14 protein-coding genes and 2 pseudogenes are annotated in these 17,519 nt (G+C 72.5%); 4 read left to right on the forward strand and 12 right to left on the reverse strand.

Annotated features, from left to right (window positions below):
• Positions 1-83 precede the first annotated feature (83 nt).
• From ACXN5W_RS24900 to ACXN5W_RS24910, 3 genes are read right to left on the reverse strand one after another with little or no spacing between them, the layout of a single operon-like run.
• Positions 84-932, reverse strand: coding sequence for a CHAT domain-containing protein (locus ACXN5W_RS24900; RefSeq protein WP_473160795.1), 849 nt, complete (start codon positions 930-932; stop codon positions 84-86).
• The gene (locus ACXN5W_RS24905) at positions 929-4,648 is read right to left on the reverse strand and encodes a tetratricopeptide repeat protein (protein ID WP_473160796.1); all 3,720 of its coding nucleotides are present in this window, start codon (positions 4,646-4,648) and stop codon (positions 929-931) included. Before ACXN5W_RS24905 ends, ACXN5W_RS24900 begins: the two co-directional genes overlap by 4 nt.
• The gene (locus ACXN5W_RS24910) at positions 4,645-6,108 is read right to left on the reverse strand and encodes an esterase/lipase family protein (RefSeq protein ID WP_473160797.1); all 1,464 of its coding nucleotides are present in this window, start codon (positions 6,106-6,108) and stop codon (positions 4,645-4,647) included. Before ACXN5W_RS24910 ends, ACXN5W_RS24905 begins: the two co-directional genes overlap by 4 nt.
• A gap of 413 nt (positions 6,109-6,521) precedes the next feature.
• On the opposite strand from ACXN5W_RS24910, the pseudogene ACXN5W_RS24915 reads away from it, so the two are divergent.
• Both ACXN5W_RS24915 and ACXN5W_RS24920 read left to right on the forward strand, forming a co-directional pair.
• Positions 6,522-7,305, forward strand: a pseudogene (locus tag ACXN5W_RS24915) (helix-turn-helix domain-containing protein).
• The gene (locus ACXN5W_RS24920; RefSeq protein WP_473160798.1) at positions 7,298-7,492 is read left to right on the forward strand and encodes a DUF397 domain-containing protein; all 195 of its coding nucleotides are present in this window, start codon (positions 7,298-7,300) and stop codon (positions 7,490-7,492) included. Before ACXN5W_RS24915 ends, ACXN5W_RS24920 begins: the two are co-directional and overlap by 8 nt.
• Before the next feature lie 95 nt (positions 7,493-7,587).
• On the opposite strand, the gene trxA is transcribed toward ACXN5W_RS24920, so the two are convergent.
• The 9 genes and pseudogenes from trxA to ACXN5W_RS24965 all read right to left on the reverse strand — a co-directional run bounded on the left by trxA (position 7,588) and on the right by ACXN5W_RS24965 (position 14,433).
• Positions 7,588-7,932, reverse strand: a complete 345-nt coding sequence (gene trxA, locus ACXN5W_RS24925) for a thioredoxin (protein ID WP_473160799.1) — start codon at positions 7,930-7,932, stop codon at positions 7,588-7,590.
• On the reverse strand, positions 7,902-8,294 hold the full coding sequence (locus tag ACXN5W_RS24930; RefSeq protein ID WP_473160800.1) for a MerR family transcriptional regulator: 393 nt from the start codon (positions 8,292-8,294) through the stop codon (positions 7,902-7,904). Before ACXN5W_RS24930 ends, trxA begins: the two co-directional genes overlap by 31 nt.
• Positions 8,295-8,442: 148 nt before the next feature.
• Positions 8,443-9,150: a RibD family protein gene (locus tag ACXN5W_RS24935; RefSeq protein WP_473160801.1), complete on the reverse strand. Its 708-nt coding sequence runs from the start codon at positions 9,148-9,150 to the stop codon at positions 8,443-8,445.
• 9 nt (positions 9,151-9,159) lie between these two features.
• On the reverse strand, positions 9,160-9,807 hold the full coding sequence (locus tag ACXN5W_RS24940; protein ID WP_473160802.1) for a GTP cyclohydrolase II: 648 nt from the start codon (positions 9,805-9,807) through the stop codon (positions 9,160-9,162).
• Positions 9,808-9,844: 37 nt separating this feature from the next.
• Positions 9,845-10,795 carry a lysylphosphatidylglycerol synthase transmembrane domain-containing protein gene (locus ACXN5W_RS24945; protein ID WP_473160808.1) on the reverse strand — a complete coding sequence of 317 codons (951 nt, stop codon included), beginning with the start codon at positions 10,793-10,795 and terminating at the stop codon, positions 9,845-9,847.
• Positions 10,796-10,991: 196 nt separating this feature from the next.
• A complete protein-coding gene (locus tag ACXN5W_RS24950; protein WP_473160803.1) occupies positions 10,992-11,813 on the reverse strand; it encodes a methyltransferase domain-containing protein in 822 nt (273 codons plus the stop codon).
• Between the two features lie 128 nt (positions 11,814-11,941).
• Positions 11,942-12,955: pseudogene (locus tag ACXN5W_RS24955) on the reverse strand (glycosyltransferase family 4 protein); the annotation flags it as partial.
• Between the two features lie 97 nt (positions 12,956-13,052).
• Entirely contained in the window at positions 13,053-13,451 is a 399-nt protein-coding gene (locus ACXN5W_RS24960; RefSeq protein WP_473160804.1) for a 6-pyruvoyl trahydropterin synthase family protein, read from the reverse strand.
• 4 nt (positions 13,452-13,455) lie between these two features.
• The gene (locus ACXN5W_RS24965; protein WP_473160805.1) at positions 13,456-14,433 is read right to left on the reverse strand and encodes a zinc-dependent alcohol dehydrogenase; all 978 of its coding nucleotides are present in this window, start codon (positions 14,431-14,433) and stop codon (positions 13,456-13,458) included.
• Positions 14,434-14,530: 97 nt separating this feature from the next.
• On the opposite strand from ACXN5W_RS24965, the gene ACXN5W_RS24970 reads away from it, so the two are divergent.
• On the forward strand, positions 14,531-15,415 hold the full coding sequence (locus ACXN5W_RS24970; protein WP_473160806.1) for a CDP-alcohol phosphatidyltransferase family protein: 885 nt from the start codon (positions 14,531-14,533) through the stop codon (positions 15,413-15,415).
• A gap of 74 nt (positions 15,416-15,489) precedes the next feature.
• Positions 15,490-17,355 (forward strand): sulfatase-like hydrolase/transferase, encoded by a 1,866-nt coding sequence (locus tag ACXN5W_RS24975; RefSeq protein ID WP_473160807.1) that lies wholly within the window; start codon positions 15,490-15,492, stop codon positions 17,353-17,355.
• The last annotated feature ends 164 nt before the right edge of the window (positions 17,356-17,519 follow it).

Genomic DNA, 17,519 nt, shown 5'->3' on the forward strand with positions numbered 1-17,519 from the left:
GGAGCCTTGGAGCGTGCCGGCGTCGCTCGCGGCCGATTATCCGACGAGAGGGGCGGCACGGCCGGCAACGCCGACACCGGTGGTCAGATGATCAGCAGAGGTTCGGCTTGCCCGGGCCAGCGGGCGGTGATGGTGAGGCGTGCGTCGTCGAAGCCGCTGCTGATCGAATGTGGCCCGTCGTACGCTTTGTACAGCAACGAGGCAAAGGCCCGGGCCTGCTCGTCCGTCACGTTGCCGCGCCAGCCGATGGTCGCGGTGGTGGCGCCGTGGGACAGCCGGTCCTCCCGTCGCGCCACCAGGTGGGCGAGTTGTTCGGAGTCGCAGCAGTTGAGCACGACGGCGTGCGGCCGGCAGGTGGCGGCGTGGATGGCTCGGGCGAGGTCGGCGGGCAGCACCGCCATGGGGGTGCCATCAATGCTGAAGTGGATCACGCCCATGTCGGCGTGGGCGGCAATATGCACGACGGCCGGCCGGTGGCGTTCGATTTCTCGTCGAAGCTCAGCGATTTCGACGTTCGCCCGCTCGACAACGGCGGCTCGCAGGTCGAGGGCTTTGCGAATGCAGGCCGCCTCGCTGGCGAAGTCGTTGCCGTTGATCTTGGCATCACCCAGTGCGATGAGGATGGTCTCCGCGGGTCGCGGATGCATCGGCGCCACTTCCCACACCGGCCGGAACGGTGCGGACGTAGGAAGGTATTTGTCCGGGCGTGGCGCGGTGCCCCGCCACCCGCGCAACTCGTCGGGGCTGATTCCGAGCGCTGCGGCGATTTCGTCCCAGGCGACGCCGCTGCGGCGGTAGTCACGTGCTGCGGCGACTGCCGCGGCGATGGCGTGGTGCCGGTCGGCGTCGGGGACTGTCGCGATCAGGATGATGTGTTGCGCCAGCCGGGACCGTTCGCCGGCGGTCAGCCGGCGAGCGGCGGCGTCGGTCACGGCTGGGCGGTCGGTTCGGGTGGTGTGCCGGCGGGTGGTGTGCCGGCGGGTGGTGTTGTCAGGAGGTGCGCGAGGTCGTTGAGGAGTTCGGCGAGTTCGGGTAGGCGTACGGCCAGCGCGGACAGTCGCCTCGCTGCCGCCTTGCGAGCGTCCTCGTCGGCGTGGTCGGCTGCCATCCGGGCGAGGTCGCGGGCCTGGTCGGCGCCGCCGTCGTGGCGGGCGGTCAGGATGGTGGCCAGGTAGGGTCCGGTGAACGGAGTGCGGCTCAGCGCTGGTGCGGCGAACCAGACCTCGGTGAGCTGGTCGAGGTCGGCCCTGTCGACGGCAGCGAGCGCGGCGTCGATGGCGTCGGGTGCGTCGAGGACGATGTCGTACACGGTGTCGATCGGCATGGTGGCAGCCAGCCGGGCGATGGCCAGGTGCTGCCTGATGGCGGGATCTCCGCCGTCCGCGGCCAGGATCTCGGTGGTTCGCGGATCTGTGAGGATCCCTGGGTGCTCGCGGAGGAAGCGGCGTGAGGCGGTCCAGGTGGGGGTTGCCAGCCAGCCGTGGACCATGGCCTGGTGCTGTTCGGTGCCGAGGAGTGCGTCCAGGACAGGGTCCAGTCCGTGTTCGTCGGTCGCGTCGAGGACCTGGAGCAGGTGGGTGATGGTGGGGTTGTCGCTGTAGAGGGCGGCCAGGGCGGCGCGGGCCGGTTGAGCAGCGGGGCTGTGCAGGGCTTTCGCCTCGGGTGACCGGAGCACGGCGGCCCGTTCTACCCAGTTCGCCTGGCTGAGCATGCGGTTGAGCGGCGTGACGACGGTGTCCGGCAGGGGCGTGGTGGCCCATGCCGGTGCCCCGGCTGGCGGATCGTTGGGCTGGAGTTCGGCGATGGCGGCACGGACGGCGCGGCGTGCGTGGGCTCCCCGCTGGGGGTGCTCCTCCCGATCGGCGAGGCTGGCGGCGTGGATGAGGTCGCTGGCGATGTCGGACGGCGGGTCTGCGCGCTGCGCTCGCCAGCGAGCGAGGGCCAGGACCAGTTCCGCTCGGGGGCCGGCATCCATGTTCTCGCCTGCCTCGTCGAACGCGGTAACCGCTTCCTCCCGCCGACCCAGCTCAGACAACATGGCACCGAGATTGTTCAACGACGCCGCGAGGTCGGGCAGGTAGGCACCCGGATTCGCCTCAGCCAACCGCCGTCGAATGACGACCGCCTCCTGACCGGGCGCCAACGCCTCCTCCCGCCGACCCAGCCCAGACAACCGGATGCCGAGATTGTTCAACGACATCGCGAGGTCGGACAGGTAGGCACCCGGATTCGCCTCAGCCAACCGCCGATAGAGGGTGACCGCCTCCTGACCGGGCGCCAACGCCTCCTCCCGCCGACCCAGCCCAGACAACCGGATGCCGAGATTGTTCAACGACGCCGCGAGGTCGGACAGGTAGGCACCCGGATTCGCCTCAGCCAACCGCCGATAGGCGGTGCAGGCCAGTGTCGCGGTACCCAGCGCTTCCGGCTGGCCGGCGTCGGATTGGCGAGTGGCGAGTGTGGCCAGGGCCGCCGCCCACTGGGCGACCTGGTTCTCGTCACTGTCGTCGTCGGGTGAGGGCGGCAGGCTGCGCGTGCTGGCCGCAAGCGCGAGTCGGCGTAACTCGGTGTGCCCGGGCGGGATGAGCGCGTTGAGTTGGCGCAGCGGCAGCGGGCTGTCGTCGCGTTCGGCCAGGTCGGTCAGTGGCGCCACGAAAGGACCACCTCGGCGCAGGGCGACCGCGAACGCCTGCGGCCACAGCGTGACTCTTTGCCGCAGGGCGGCGCTGGCGAGCCGGGTGGCGGCATCGCGTGCGTCCTGGCCGCGCTCGCCGGTCCGGGTGAGGTTGTCGCAGAACCGCATGGCCGGGTCGTCGATCGCGGTGCTTACCACGCGGGTGTCCTCGACCTCCGGCAGGGAGCCGACCGCCATCGCGTACTGGTCGGGGTCGGCCGGGAAGGTGGTGAGGATGAGGTGCTCCGCGATCGGGTCGGGGCGAAGGGCGAGGAGATCAGCTCCTTCGCCGGCCAGTTGTGCAAGTCCTTCTACCAGTTGACCGGGCGCGAGCCCGGTATGGTCGGCGATGTCGGGCTGACGTAGCACGGTGGTGAGTTGCCTGTGGGTGGGAGAGAGCAGACTGACGTGGGCGGCGGCCAGGCGCAGCCCGCGGATGGCCGGCCGGTCATGGAACCGGGCTTCGATCGTGTCCGCCCAGTGAGCCAGTTCCCGGTCGGTGATCTCGTTGAGCAGTTCCGCGCGGGAGGTCGGCCGGGTGGCGTCGGTACGGGCAGCGAGCCAGGCGAGCATGATCAGGTCGAGGGTGCCCCATCCGCTGACGTCGGCTGGGTCGCCCGGGTCGTCGACCCCCTCGTCTGTAGCGGCGAACCTGCGGTAGGCCCGGTTGAACAGCCGCACCGGTTCGGGGTGGCTGGCGTCGAGGCGTAGCGGCGGGAAGACCTGCCGCGGCACACCCGTGCGTGTGAGCGCCCGGTCGAGCTCGGTCCACCAGTCGGCGCGGAACCGGGCGGTGAACAGCACAGCGGTACGCGACCGCCGGGTGGCCAACGCCCGCAACAGGTCCCGCAGTGTCTCGGTGGGCCACCGTTCGACGTAGTCGATCACGACCAGCAACGGCCCGGCCAGCCGGGTCAGCCAGGACTGACCGTCGGCGGCGGGTGGGTTGGTGAGGAAGCCGCTGTGCCACCCGTCACCGGCCAGCCGGTCGGCCACCTCGGCGGCGAGATGGGTCTTGCCGGCACCACCGATGCCCTCGACCACCGCGAGCCGCAGCGGCTCAGCCATCCCATCTGCGGCGGCGGCCCCTGGCATTGATTCACCAGCTATTGGTTCACCAGCCGGTGCCCGGCACCAGCCGAGCAGCAGGTCCAACTCGCGGCGAGGCAGGAACCTCACCACGGTGTTGCGGGCGCGCAACTGCGCCAGCGGCCCATTGCCCGCCGATTCCGTCGGCTGGTAGGGCGGCTCCAACACCGGCACGTGCGGCTGGCCCGGCGGCGGCAACGCACTGCCCTCGGCATAGAAGCGGCCGACATCAACGGCGAACCGCCACCGCCACCCGCCGCGCTCGGAGTCGGCCGTCTCAGCGAGCAGTGCGGCGGCCGACTCCACTGCACCCGCCAAGTCCGCCGCGCCAGGGCCGTACCCACGGCTCGCCTTGGTGACGTCGATCGGCAGGAACCCGCCCACGTCGTCCACGGATGTCCGCAGTCCACCGTCCGGCCACGACGGCGCCGCCGCCAACACCGGCTGGTCACCGCCGGGCGACAGGTAGTCACGGTGCCCACCGGGACCGGTCCACTGGCCGCGTAGCCAGACCACCACAACCGCGTGCGCGGCCCCACCCCCGGCCGGCTCAGCCACCACAATCAGCGGATGCACCCCGGCGCTCAGGCAGGCCCCGGCGAACGCCACCGTCAGATCCAGGCAGTTCCCGCGCCTGGGCACCTGGAAGATCTCATCGGGCGGGCGGATGAGCTGCCCACCGCCCGCACCGGCGATGGGCTCGTCGGCGTAGCGGACACCCGTGGCGGCGAAGGCGCTGTAAAGCTCCTCCACCCGTACCCGCAGATCCTCGCCGTGGCCCTCGGCGCGGGCCGGCAGCCCCGGCACCTGCCGGGCCACCTCATCGGGCTGCACGTACAGCAGCAGCCCGGCCGGGTTGTCCGCGCGCCACGGCGGCCAGCTCACCACTCCGCAGGCCGTTCGGGGTCGAGCACCACGAGCGTTTCGGCCACCGCGGCCGTTCCGACCCCCGCCACCCCGTCCGCCTCCACCGTGACCTCGTAGCTTCCGGACGGCAGCGGCGGCAGCAAGCCCCGCCAGCATGTACCGGCCGGGCGGTCCGGATCGGCCACCAGATCGTGGACCTGGCGCGGCCCGCCCCCCACCGGTACGACGACCACCCGGACCCGGTCGGCGGTGAGTGGGGCGGGCAACAGCGTCGCTGCCAACGGCACCGGCTCGTCGGAGGTGGCGAAGTCGTCCAGATCGAGCCCCAGCCACGGCCGATCCGGCAGCTCACCCCCGCGGGTCGGGACCCGATCACCGGCATACGACGACAACACCTGCACCGGATCCGCGATCGACCCCATCGGCCCGTGCCGCGCCGCTACCACCCGCCAATCCCGAGGAGAGTCGCCCAGCTCGATCGGAATAGCACACAGGGCAGGCACCGTCCCGTCGCCCGCCCAACCGACATTGCCCCGCCACGCCGGATCCTCCTTCGACACCCGCAGCCGGCCTGCGGTGACAGTGGCCAGGTTCGGCGTGCCGTGCCCGCGCGCCAGGTAAGGGAGCACGTCGGGCACCTGGTCGGCGCCCAGCCCTGCCCACCCGTCGCGGATGCGCTCGTGGACGGCGCGGGCGTCGGCGGCCATCCTGGCGAACAGGTCCGCATAGTCAGCCGGGCCCCGATCGGCACCGGTCAGCGAAGCCGGCAACTCGGTCAGCTCCACCGGCGTCGACGTCTCCCCGTCCCACACCGCCGGGTACTGCGGCAACAGCTCGTACATCGACGGCCAGCCACGGATCACCCCGGTCATCCGCGGGTCCCGCAGCCGACCCACTCCGGCGCCGTTGACCAACCAGTCCAATGCCTTCGGAGCGCCCCGCACCGGCGTGCCCAAGGTGATCAACGCCCGGCACCGCCGCCAGCCCTCCAGGACCCCGATCCAGTAGCGGGCCACCAAGCCGCCCATCGAATGTCCCACCACGATCACCGGCCGGTCGGCGCGGGTCAGCCGATGTGACAGCGCCTCCTCGACCGCCTCGTGAACCCGGACGGCGGCATCGGCCACCGAGCGACGGAAGTCGTACGGCACCAGCAACACATCGACGCTCGGATCCACCCGCCCAGGCCGGTACGTGTCGATCACCGCGTCCGGAAACGCATTTCGCACGTGCAGATAGATGCGTTGATAACCGGGCAGTTTGAGCAGTGGTGGCAGGATCGCCAGGTCCCTGACCAGCTTGACCGGCTCCAGCTCGGGGAACTTCCCCAGATCCAGCCCCGTCGGTGACATCGCCACCCGGGCCAGATCCGCTGGGGTCAGTCCGTACCGCCGCCCCGTCCCGGCCGGCTCCGGTCCCGCCAACTCGCTACCACCGATGCCCGGAAGAACCACCACCAGGTGCCGCAGCCGCGCCATACCACCCCTATCACCGTCACACCGGCGCCACGCCGGGCGTCTCAAGCCCGCATCTCGGCACCGGGTCCACCAGGAACCGGAGCGCGGGACGGGCAAATGCGCGGCACTACGAATGCAAGCACACGAGAGGCGTTCAGAGGCTGTCAAATACAGGACAAATGGAAATTAATGAATGCTGGGCCGGCCACCCATCTCGCAGTATGAAGCCGCCGACCTGACCGCACCTTGGCAGTTCGCCTGGTTCAGATGGTGGCATTCATGGCGGGCTGGCGAATGCGCACTCCACAGGTAGGGTCGGATTGTGCTCTTTGGACGAAGCGAGCGCGAAATCCCGAAAAGGATCCTGGGCAACATTTGCGCGTTTCACCAGGGCACGAAGGGATGTAACAAAATTCAACGCGGAGGGGCGGCGGATGGCCGACGACATGGGATCCACGGTGCCATGGCGGCAGCTCGGGCGGGCGCTGCGGGAGTTGCGTACCGAGGCCGGGATGACACTCGATGGCGCCGCCGAGGCGATGAGCTGTAGCAGGCAGAAGATCTGGCGGATCGAATCCGGCCTCGGCCCGGTTCGCGCCGTCGAGGTGCGGGGCCATGTGCGACCTGTACGCCGCCACCCCCGAACTCACCGGCGCCCTCACCGCCCTGGCCACCGAAACCAAGGCCAAGGGCTGGTGGCACTCCTACGGCGACGCCATCCCCGACTGGTTCGAGCTGTACGTCGGCCTTGAGTCCGCCGCCTCCGCCATCCGCCGCTACGACGAAGCGCTAATTCCCGGCATCCTCCAGTCGCGCGCCTATGCCCTCGCGGTCTATCAATTGGAGGTGATCCTGGCCGAAGCGGCCTTGTTGCGCACGGTCGGGGACGCGGCGACGATGGCTGAGCAGCTCAGGCACCTTCTGAAGGTCGGAGAACTGCCCAATCTCTCCATCCGAGTACACCCGTTGAGTGCCGGCATCCATCGAGGCGCGGGGGCCGGCACATTCGTCATCCTCGACTTCCCGGCGGCCAAGCGGACCACGCCGGAGCCGCCGGTGGTCTACTGCGAATCGTGGACCGGCGCGCTCTATCTGGATCGACCGGAGGAGTACGCGGCCTACGAACAGGTGTGGGCGAGCCTCGATGATCTGGCGCTCGATGAGGCACAATCAAGACAACTGATTAACAAGATCATCGGAGAGATTCACCGTGGCTGACCTGACCGGCGCCCACTGGCACAAGAGCACCCGTAGCGGCAGCAACGGCGGTGACTGCGTGGAGGTCGCCGACAACCTGGCCGACCTCGTCGCCGTATGCGACAGCAAGGACCCGACCGGCGCGGCGCTCACCTTTTTCCCCGGTGCCTGGAGTGTCTTCGTCCGGAACACCAAGCGCCACGCCTGACCGAGGACGGACCCGGACCCGGGAGAGCGTCCGGCGAACCCGGTTCGGTCACCCGAAGCCCGGTCCATCCCCGTCCCGGGCCCGCGATCGGAACGTCAGTCGGCGTACGGTTCGAGGGCCCGTCGGAGCTGGCTCTTCGGCCGGGCGCCGACCAGCGAGCCGACCACCTCGCCGCCTCGGAACACCAGCAGGGTGGGCAGCGACATCACCCCGTACCGCCGGGTCGCGTCCGGATTCTCGTCCGAGTTGAGGGTCGCCACCACCAGCCGGCCGTCGAACTCCTCGGCCAGCTCGGCGAGGCTGGCGGAGATCGCCCTGCACGGCGGGCACCAGTCGGCCCAGAAGTCGACCACGACGGGCCGCTCGTTGGACAGGACCGTGCTGGTGAAGGTGTCGTCGGTGACCGTGATCAGCGATCCGACGTCGGAGCGGTACGGCATGTTTCCTCCCGTTGCGTGATGGCCTGGGCGAGCTGGGACCGCAGCTGACGCCGTACCGCGCCGAGGCGGTCCAGGCAGGCGTCCAGCTCGGCCAGCTTCCGGCGCAGGATGGCGACCGAGTCCGGGCAGACGTCCCCGGAGGCGTTGCCGGCCCGCAGACAGTCGACGAACGGCCGGATGTCGTCGAGGCCGAAACCCACCGCGAGCAGGCCACGGATCTCCTGGACTATCCGCAGTTCCGTCTCGTCGTACCACCGGTACCCGTTGGCGGCGCGCTGCGCCCGGACGAGCCCGTGGGACTCGTAGTAACGCAGCGTGCGAGTGCTGGTGCCGGCCCGTTCGGCCAGTTCACCGATCCGCATCCGACCTCCCCATCCGCGTCGTGCCAGCAACGCTAGACCTTGTCGCCAGCGTCAAGGCAAGCGTCGCGGAAGCGCCCGGAGGTGGTCCCGGACACGCCCCGCCGGCCCGCCGCCCATCCGGACGGCCCGACCCGGCCGGGTGCCGATGTCAGTCCGTCCTCCGCGCGTCGCACCGGTCGGACAGCGCGTACCGGAGCAGGACGACGTCCTCGATCTGCCGTACCTCGATGACCCGGGCGCGCCGGCCGGGGTGCCATGGAAACCGGCCCTCACCGACGAACCGGGGCGCCCGGCGGTCGCCCACGAAGAACGGGGCGACCACCAGGTGCAGCTCGTCGGCCAGACCGGCGGTGAGAAACTGACCGTGGACGGTTCCGCCGCCCTCCACCATCAACCGCCGGACACCCCGGGTCGCCAGGTCGGCCAGCGCCCGCGCCGGGTCGAGCGGGTCACCGGCGTCCACCACCGCGGCCAACCCGTCGAGCCGGTCGCGGGTGCGGACCGCCGTACCTGAGGCGCAGTAGACGATCTTCTCGGCGTCGCCCTCGGTGAAGAACCGGGCGCCCGGGTCGAGATCGCCCCGACCGGTCATCGTCACCTTCGTCGGGGAGGCCGGCAGGCCCCGGGCCAGTCGCGCGGTTCGGCGCGCGGCGTCGCGTACCAGCAGTCGGGGGTTGTCCCGGCGGACGGTGCCGGCGCCGACCAGGATCGCGTCGCACCCGGCGCGGACCTCGTCGATCCGGTCGAGGTCGGCGGCGTTGGACAGCATCAGGCGCTGCTCGGTGGCGTCGTCGATGTAGCCGTCGATCGAGGCGGCACAGCTGAGCACGACGTAGGGTCGCGGGCTTCCCGGCACGGTCGCGGCTCAGCGGACGGACGGCAGGTCGGTGCGGCGGGCGTGGTGGGATGCCTTGGCGGCGAGATATCCGGCGTTGGCCGGGGACAGGTAGACCCCGGTGGGCACCGAGGTCACCACATCCAGGCCGAGCTTGCCGAGCTGGTCGGCCTTGTCCGGATTGTTGGTCAGCAGGGAGATCCGCCGGGCACCCAGCGCGACCAGCATCTGGGCGGCGGGGGTGTAGTCCCGTTCGTCCTCCCGGTGCCCCAACGCGACGTTCGCCTGGTAGGTGTCCAGTCCGGTGTCCTGGAGGGCGTAGGCGTCGAGCTTTGCGTACAGGCCGATCCCCCGGCCCTCCTGACGCAGATAGAGCAGGAAGCCGCCGACCTCGGCGATCCGCTCCACCCCCTCACGCAACTGGGGGCCACAGTCGCACCGCTGGCTGCCGAACACGTCGCCGGTCAGGCACTCGCTGTGCGGTCGGACCAGGGGCGGGTCCGTCGCCTGCCGGTCCAGCGCCGCCGACCAGTCACCGAGACCGAACGCGAGGTGTTCCCGACCGTCGGCCAGCCCGTCGAACGTGAACACCCGGGCCGTCGCGGTGTATCCGTCGGGGAATCTGAGCGGCACGGTGACCTGGGTGCGGATGGTGGCATCGGGCAGTACGTCGGACATGAGGCTCCAGTCGTCGAGGGGTACCGACAGCCCTACTTTATTGCCGCACTCCGACAGGTACCCGGATCCGTCGGACCAGCAGGACCACGGCACCCGGCAGGCTCGACACCAGGACCAGCGCCCCGTACACCATGGCGGCCGCCACCCCCTGGTCGGCGGTGAGGCCGGCGGCGCCGAACGCCCAGGCCGCCACCCCCTCCCGGGGTCCGAAGCCGCCGACGTTCAGCGGCAGGCCCATCGCGACCAGCGCCAGCAGGGTCAGCGGCACCAGTCGGGACAGCGGCGCGGTGGCGCCCGCGGTGCGCGCGGCGACCAGGAAGGTCGCCAGGTGACCCGCCACCACCACGCTGGAGGCCAGCAGCACACCCAGCCAGGTCCGGCGGGCGAGCACACCGGCCCGGACATCGCCGACGGCCGCGCGCAGCGGCCGGCTCCAGCGGCCCGCGCCGGGTCGGCACAGCACCCTGGCCACCACCACGCACACCAGGCCGACCACCGTCACCACCGCGACCGCCACCGGCAGGTACGGCCGGACCGGCGACGGGAGGGCGAACAGGATGATCATCGCCATGGCGACCTGGACCACCTGCCCGGCGGTGCGTTCCCAGACCACCGCCCGGACGCTGCGGCCGACGTCACCGACGTCCCGGCCGTGCCGGACCGCCCGGTGGACGTCGCCGAGCACCCCGCCGGGCAGCGTCGCGTTCAGGAAGACCGCGCGGTAGCAGTGCGCGACCGCGGTGCCGAGCGGCAGCCGTACGCCGAGCCCGCCAGCGACCAGGCTCCACCGCCAGGCGCAGCACACGGTGGTCAGTACGCCGATGCCGACGGCCGCCGCCAGGGCCCGACCGTCGATCAGTCGCAGTCCGGCCAGGAACGGCCCGGTGCCCAGCCACCACAGCAGCGCACCGAGCACGCCCAGGCCGCTGAGGCTTCTGGCCCAGGGCCAGCACCACCGGGCCGCCGCGCTGATCGCTGACGTGGACACTGCGCCGGTACCAATTCGCACCCGGACCCCTCCTCGGACGACCGCTCCCCCGGCCAGTACGTACCGGATCGTCCAGAAGTTCAACCAGCGGTGCCCGGTCGTGGACCGGGTAGGCACGCCGAGGCGGGACCTGGTAGCTGTTAAAAAGGGGCCCTTCCTATACAAAAAGCGATAAGAAGGTGCCCTTCCTTTCGGCTCAGGGCAGGGCGAGCAGGTCGGTGTGCGGCACCACCGCGCCGAGCCGGCCGGCGGTCGCGGCGGCCAGCCGGCGCCGCGCGTAGGGTCCGGCCCGTTCGGCCAGCTCAGGGCGCCGCTCGCAGGCCGCGTCGAACCAGCCGGTGAACCACTCGGCGGTCAGCTCGGCGCGGTCCGGCCCCAGCCGCCACGGGCTGTCCCGGACCGTGACGGACCAGCCGTGCCGGGCGAACGCCGCGGCGCACGCCTCGACCGCGTCCGGTCCGAGGAGGGTACGTCCGGCCACGGTCCGCCGCTGATGGTCGTCGAAGGCCGCGGCGATCTCGGCGTCCAACGGGTCATCCGGTTCGAGTCGTGCCCCACCGGTCACCGAGATCATCAGCAGCGCCGGGCAGCCCGCGCCGACGCAGGCCGCCACGATCCGGTCCAGCTCGTCGACGGTCAGCATGTCCAGCAGGGCGGAGGCGGTGACCAGGGCGGCGTCGGCGAGGTCCGGGGCGGTCAGCCGGGTGATGTCCCGCCGCCGGGTCTCGGCGGTCACCGGCGTGCCGTCGACCGCCGGGCCGGTCAGTCGGGCGGCGGCCCGCTCCAGCAGTTCCGCCTCCCGGTCGTACAGCACCCAGTGCTGCGGTCCGGGCAGCACCGGGGCGAGCCACCGGGCCAGCGAACCGGTGCCGGTACCCAGGTCGTGGATGGTCAGCGGACCCCGGCCGGCCAGCCGGTGCCGGACCTCGGCGGCCAGTTCGGTGGACCGGGCCGCCGCGTCGGCGGGCTCGCGGAGGGCGAGCCAGTCGGCGAACCCGGCCGGCATCTCGACGGTCATGTGGCGGCTCTCCTCGTCGTCGAACGCGGGCCCGGCGGACGGTCCTGGTCGTGGCCCGGTGCGCGGTCCGGGTCGTGGCCCGGTGCGCGGTTCGGGTCGTGGCCCGGTGCGCGGTCCGGGTCGGTGGCCCCGGTCAGGGCCGCCGCCAGCCGCCGGGCGGTGTCCGGCCAGCCGTGCAGGGTTTCCCGGCGGTCCCCGGCCGCACGGCGCAACCGGCTCCGCAGGTCGGCGTCGTCGAACCAGCGGCGCAGCGCGTCGGCCAGCGCGGCCGGGTCGCCGGGTGCGGTCAGCAGGCCGGGCCGGCTCCCGTCCGGGGCCCGGCCGAGCGCCTCGGACAGCCCACCGGCGGTGGTGGTCAGCACGGGTACGCCCCGGGCGAGCGCCTCGGTCACCACCATGCCGTAGGTGTCGCCCCGGGAGGCCAGCACCAGCAGGTCCGCGTTGGCGTACGCGGCAGCCAGGTCCGGTCCGGTACGCGGTCCGACCAACCGGATCCGGTCGCCCAGACCGCTTGCGTCGATCCGTTCGCGGAGCCGGTCGACGAACTCCGGCTCCCGGTCGAGCGGGCCGACGCAGACACAGGTCCACGTCGGTTCGGCGGTGGCCGTCAGGGCCTCCACCAGCAGGTCGTGGCCCTTGTTGAGGGTGACGGCGGCCACGCAGAGCAGCCGCGTCCCGGTCGTCGAGCCGGCCGTCAGGGGCGCCGGGTCCACCCCGGGCGGGGCGGCCCGGACCCGGCCGGCCGGCAGCGCGTACCGGTCGACGAGCCAGCGCCGGGTCCACTCGCTGGTGGTGACGATCGCGGCCGCGGAGTCCAGCGCGGCCGCCTCGGTGGGGCCGTCCAGCGACATGTGGACGAGCAGGACCAGGCGCAGCCGGCGGGCGTGCGGGCGCAACTCGTCCGGCACGGCGCAGCCGACCAGCCCGTCCAGCAGCACGAGCGCCCCGTCGGGCAGCGCCGCGAGCAACCCGGCGAGCGCCGTCCGCTCCGCCGGCCCGGGACGCGGCCAGGAGCCGATGGCCGGGTGCTCGTGGACGACCCAGCCGGCGACGGCGAGTTCCCGACAGATCCGGCGATCGTAGCTGTTTCCGCCGCTGGGCGTGCTCGGATCGTCGATGTCGTTGGGCAGCACGACGTGCACCTGCGGCCGGCCCGGTCCGCCCGCCGCCGCCTCCGGTCCACCCGGGGAACCGCACCCGTCCGTCGCCTGGTCCGGTCCGTCTGCCGGGTACACCGGGTCAGAGGCTCCGCTCGTAGCTGGCCCAGGCGACGTGCGACTCGTGCAGGGTGACGGTGATCCCGGCCAGTTCCCGGGCGCCGGGGCCGAGTTCGCCGGCCCGGGCCCGCTCGGCGAGCCGGTCGGCGATCGTCCGGGCCAGCACCTCCGTGGTGGTGTTGACCCCCGCGAACGCGGGTTCGTCGTCGAGGTTGCGGTACGTCAGCTCGCCCAGCACGGCGTTCAGTTGGGTGGTGGCCAGTCCGATGTCCAGGACGATGCCGTCGGCGTCGAGTTCGGCCCGGCGGAACGTCGCGTCCACCACGAACGTCGCCCCGTGCAGGCGTTGGGCCGGCCCGAAGACCTCGCCGCGGAAGCTGTGGGCGATCATCATGTGATCACGGACGGTCACGCTGAACACGAAATCACTTCCCGTCATAGGTGATGAGGTGGCAGAGCGCGGGCAGGGTGCCCGCGCTGAGCCGAGCGAGCACGTCGGGCAGCTCGGCGAACGGGGACGCGCCGGTGATCAGCGCGTCGAAGCGGGGGTCGGCGAGCAGGTCCAGGGCGAGCGCCAGGCGGTCGGCGAAGCTCCGGCTGGCGCGGCGGGCCGGGGACACCGTGCCGACCTGGCTGCCCCGGATGGTGAGCCGTCCGGAATGGAACGCGCCACCGAGCGCCACGTCGACGCGACGGTCGCCGTACCAGCTCAGCTCCACGACGGTGCCCTCCGGGGCGAGCAGGTCCAGGGACCGCTGGAGGCCGGCGGCGGTCGCGCTGGCGTGTACCACCAGGTCCCGGCCGCCGGTGGCCTCCGCCGGGGCGGCGAACTCCACGCCCAGCGCGGCGGCGACGGCGGCCCGTCCGGGATCGGTGTCGACCAGTTCGACCCGGACGCCGGGGAACCGGGCCAGCAGCGCCGCCACGCAGCAGCCGACCATTCCGCCACCGACCACCGTGACCCGGTCGCCGACCAGCGGCGGCACGTCCCACAGGGCGTTCACGGCGGTCTCGACGGTGCCGGCCAGCACCGCCCGCCGGGCCGGGACGCCGGCCGGCACCGGGATCACCGCGTCGGCCGGCACGACGTAGGCGCCCTGGTGCGGATACAGACAGAAGACGGTACGACCGCGCAGTTCGGCGGGGCCGGCCTCGACGACGCCGACGTTCAGGTAGCCGTACTTCACCGGGGCCGGGAAGTCGCCCTCCTGGAACGGCGCCCGCATGGTGGCGTACTGGTCGGGCGGGACGTTGCCGCCGAAGACGAGGGTCTCGGTGCCCCGGCTGACCCCGGTGTAGCGGGTGCGCACGAGGACCTCGTCCGGACCCGGTTCAGGCAGCCGCACCGGCCGGATCTCGCCCTCGCCGGGCGCGCGGAGCCAGAAGGCGGAAGTGTCACGCATCGCCGGATTTTTCTCCTCACCGGGCTTCCCGCCGAACCGAACGGACACCTTTTCCGTACTTCACTGTCGGGTCGCCGATCATAGCCACGGAGGTGGGATGTCCAGGATTCGAACCGGTCCAACGGTCGGGTTGATCACCCAGTCTGCCCTGCTGATCGGGCTCGCCGCGACCATCGGGCTGAGTCTCGCCGGTTGGCTCGCCGGACTGGCGTACGGCCTGGTCGGCTGCGTCCTGCTGACCGGCGGGCTGCGCCGCTGCGGCGCGCGGGCGCTGCGACCGGGCGACCGGGTGACCCTGGGCCGCAGCGTCCTGGTCGGCGGCGTGACGGCCCTGGCGGTGACCTCGTTCGAGCGTCCCGTCCCGGTCGGTCCGCTGGTGGGCCTCGCGGCGGTGGCGCTGGCGCTCGACTGGGTGGACGGCCAGGTGGCGCGGCGCACCGGCACGGCCAGCGCGCTGGGCGCCCGCTTCGACATGGAGGTGGACGCCTTCCTCCTGCTGGTGCTGAGCGCCTACCTCGCTCCCCGGACCGGCGGCTGGGTGCTGTCCATCGGCGGTATGCGGTACGTCTTCGTCGCCGCCGGCTGGACGCTGCCCTGGCTGCCGGGCCCACTGCCGCCGAGGTACTGGCGCAAGGCGGTCGCCGCGCTCCAGGGGATCGCCCTCGTGGTGGCCGCCGCCGAGGTGCTGCCCACGCCGCTGGCCACGGCCGGGGTGGTGGTCGCGCTGGTGCTGCTCGTCGAGTCGTTCGGCCGGGACGTGGCCTGGCGCTGGCGACACCGGCCGCTGCGTACCCGCCGTACCACCACGGCACCGGTCCGGGCGCTACCGGCCGGGGCGCCCGGCCGGGCGCTGCCGGCCGGACCACCGCTGTCGTTCGACCGGCGGCCGGTCCCGGCCCGGGGCGAACCGGTCGATGTCGGCGGCCCGCCCGAGCTGGTCGGTGCGCGGTCGACGAGATGGATCGCCCACCTGTCTGCCTGAGCCCACCGGACGCATCCGGCATGTCCGGCCGGCCCCCGGACCGCCCGGCGAGAAACCGCAGGAAAGGACCCGCTGTGCCCCTGTTGACGCCGCTACGCCGGCTGACCTCCCGGCACCGGTCGGACACCGACCGGGACGAACCGACGAGCGAACCGACCGGCGAGCCGGACACGCCGACGGGCGAGCCGGACCGGCCGGCGGACGAACCCACCAACGGTCCCACCAGCACCGGCCAGCCGGCCGGGCCGGTCGAAGCCGACCAGCCGGCCGGGGCGGACGGGGCGGACGGGACCGATCGGCCGGCCGGTGCCGAGCACCCGCCCGGACGATCGCGGGTCCGGACGGTCGCGGCCCGGGTGACCACGGTGCTGGCCGCCCTGCTCGTGCTGTTCGCGCTCAGCGCGCCGGACCGGCTCAGCGGGCTCACTCCGGGCGCGTTCCTGCGGATCCCGCTGGAGGGGGTGCTCGCCACCGCGATCGTGCTGGTGACACCCGCCCGGGCCCGCCGGGTGCTGGCCACGGTGCTCGGGGTGCTGCTCGGGCTGCTGGCCATCCTCAAGGCGCTCGACATGGGCTTCTTCGCGGCGCTCGACCGGCCGTTCGACCTGGTGCTGGACTGGGCGCTGCTGGACGACGCTTTCGGGGTGCTGGCCGACTCCATCGGTCAGGCCGGGGCCGTCGTCGCGGTCGTGGCCGCCGTCGCGCTCGTGGCCGCCCTCCTCGTGCTGGCCACCCGGTCGGTGCTGCGGCTGACCCGGCTCGTGGTCCGGCACGACCGGGTGGCCATCCGGGTCGTCGCGGCGCTCGCGGTGGGGTGGGTGGCCTGCGCCGTGCTCGGGGTCCGGATCGTGCCCGGGGTGCCGGTCGCGGAGACCAACGCCAGCGCGCTGGTCTACGACCACGCCGAACACGTCCGGGAGGGCATCCAGGACCGCAGCACCTTCGCGGCGCAGCTCGCCGACGACGCCTTCCGGGACGCACCCGGCGACCGGCTGCTGACCGGGCTGCGCGGCAAGGACGTCATCCTGACCTTCGTCGAGAGCTACGGACGAAGCGCCGTGGAGCGCCCGGACCTCGCCCCCGGCGTCGACGCGGTGCTCGCCGACGGGGACCGTCGGCTGGCCACGGCCGGGTTCGCGGCCCGCAGCGGGTTCCTCACCTCCCCCACCTTCGGCGGCGGGAGCTGGCTGGCACACGCCACCCTGCTGTCCGGGCTGTGGATCAACAACGAGCAGCGGCACGGGGCCCTGCTGGCCAGCGACCGGCTGACCCTAAACGGCGCGTTCCACCGGGCCGACTGGCAGACCGTCGGGGTGTTCCCGGCCGCCACCCAGCCGTGGCCGGAGGGCAGATTCTTCGGGTACGACCGGTACTACGACGCCGAACGGCTCGCGTACCAGGGTCCGAAGTTCGCCTACGCGCCCATGCCGGACCAGTACACGCTGGCCCGGTTCCAGGGACTGGAGCGGGCGCAGCCGGGCCACGCCCCGCTGATGGCCGAGCTGCCGCTGGTGTCCAGCCACACCCCGTGGACCGACGTGCCCCGGCTGCTCGACTGGAACCGGCTGGGCGACGGCGCCGTCTTCGCCGATCCCGCCTCCATCGCCGTCGCCGACGACGTCAAGCGGGACGCCGCCCAGACCCGGGCCGACTACCGGCGTTCCATCGAGTACACGTTGAACACGCTGGTGTCGTACCTGGAGCACTACGGCGACCCCAACACCGTGCTGATCTTCCTTGGTGACCACCAGCCGGTGTCGGCGGTGGCCGGCGAGGGGGCCAGTCGGGACGTACCGATCACGATCGTCGCCCACGACCCGGCGGTGCTGGACCAGATCTCCGGCTGGGGATGGACGCCCGGCCTGCGGCCGGCGCCGGACGCCCCGGTATGGCCGATGAGCGCCTTCCGCGACCGGTTCCTGACCGCCTTCAGCCGGTAGCTGTCCCGGATCCACACCGGTCGGAACGGCGGAGGTTCGCGCCGGTGCCCGACGGGATCCCGGCCGGCACCGCCCTGGGAGGGGGGGCGCCGGTCGTGTCCGGGGGGGGGGGGGGGGGGAGGGGGGGCGGGAGAGAAGGGAGCGGCGGGGGAGGAGGGGGGGGG

The sequence above is a fragment of the Plantactinospora sp. A48 genome (genome assembly GCF_055793945.1).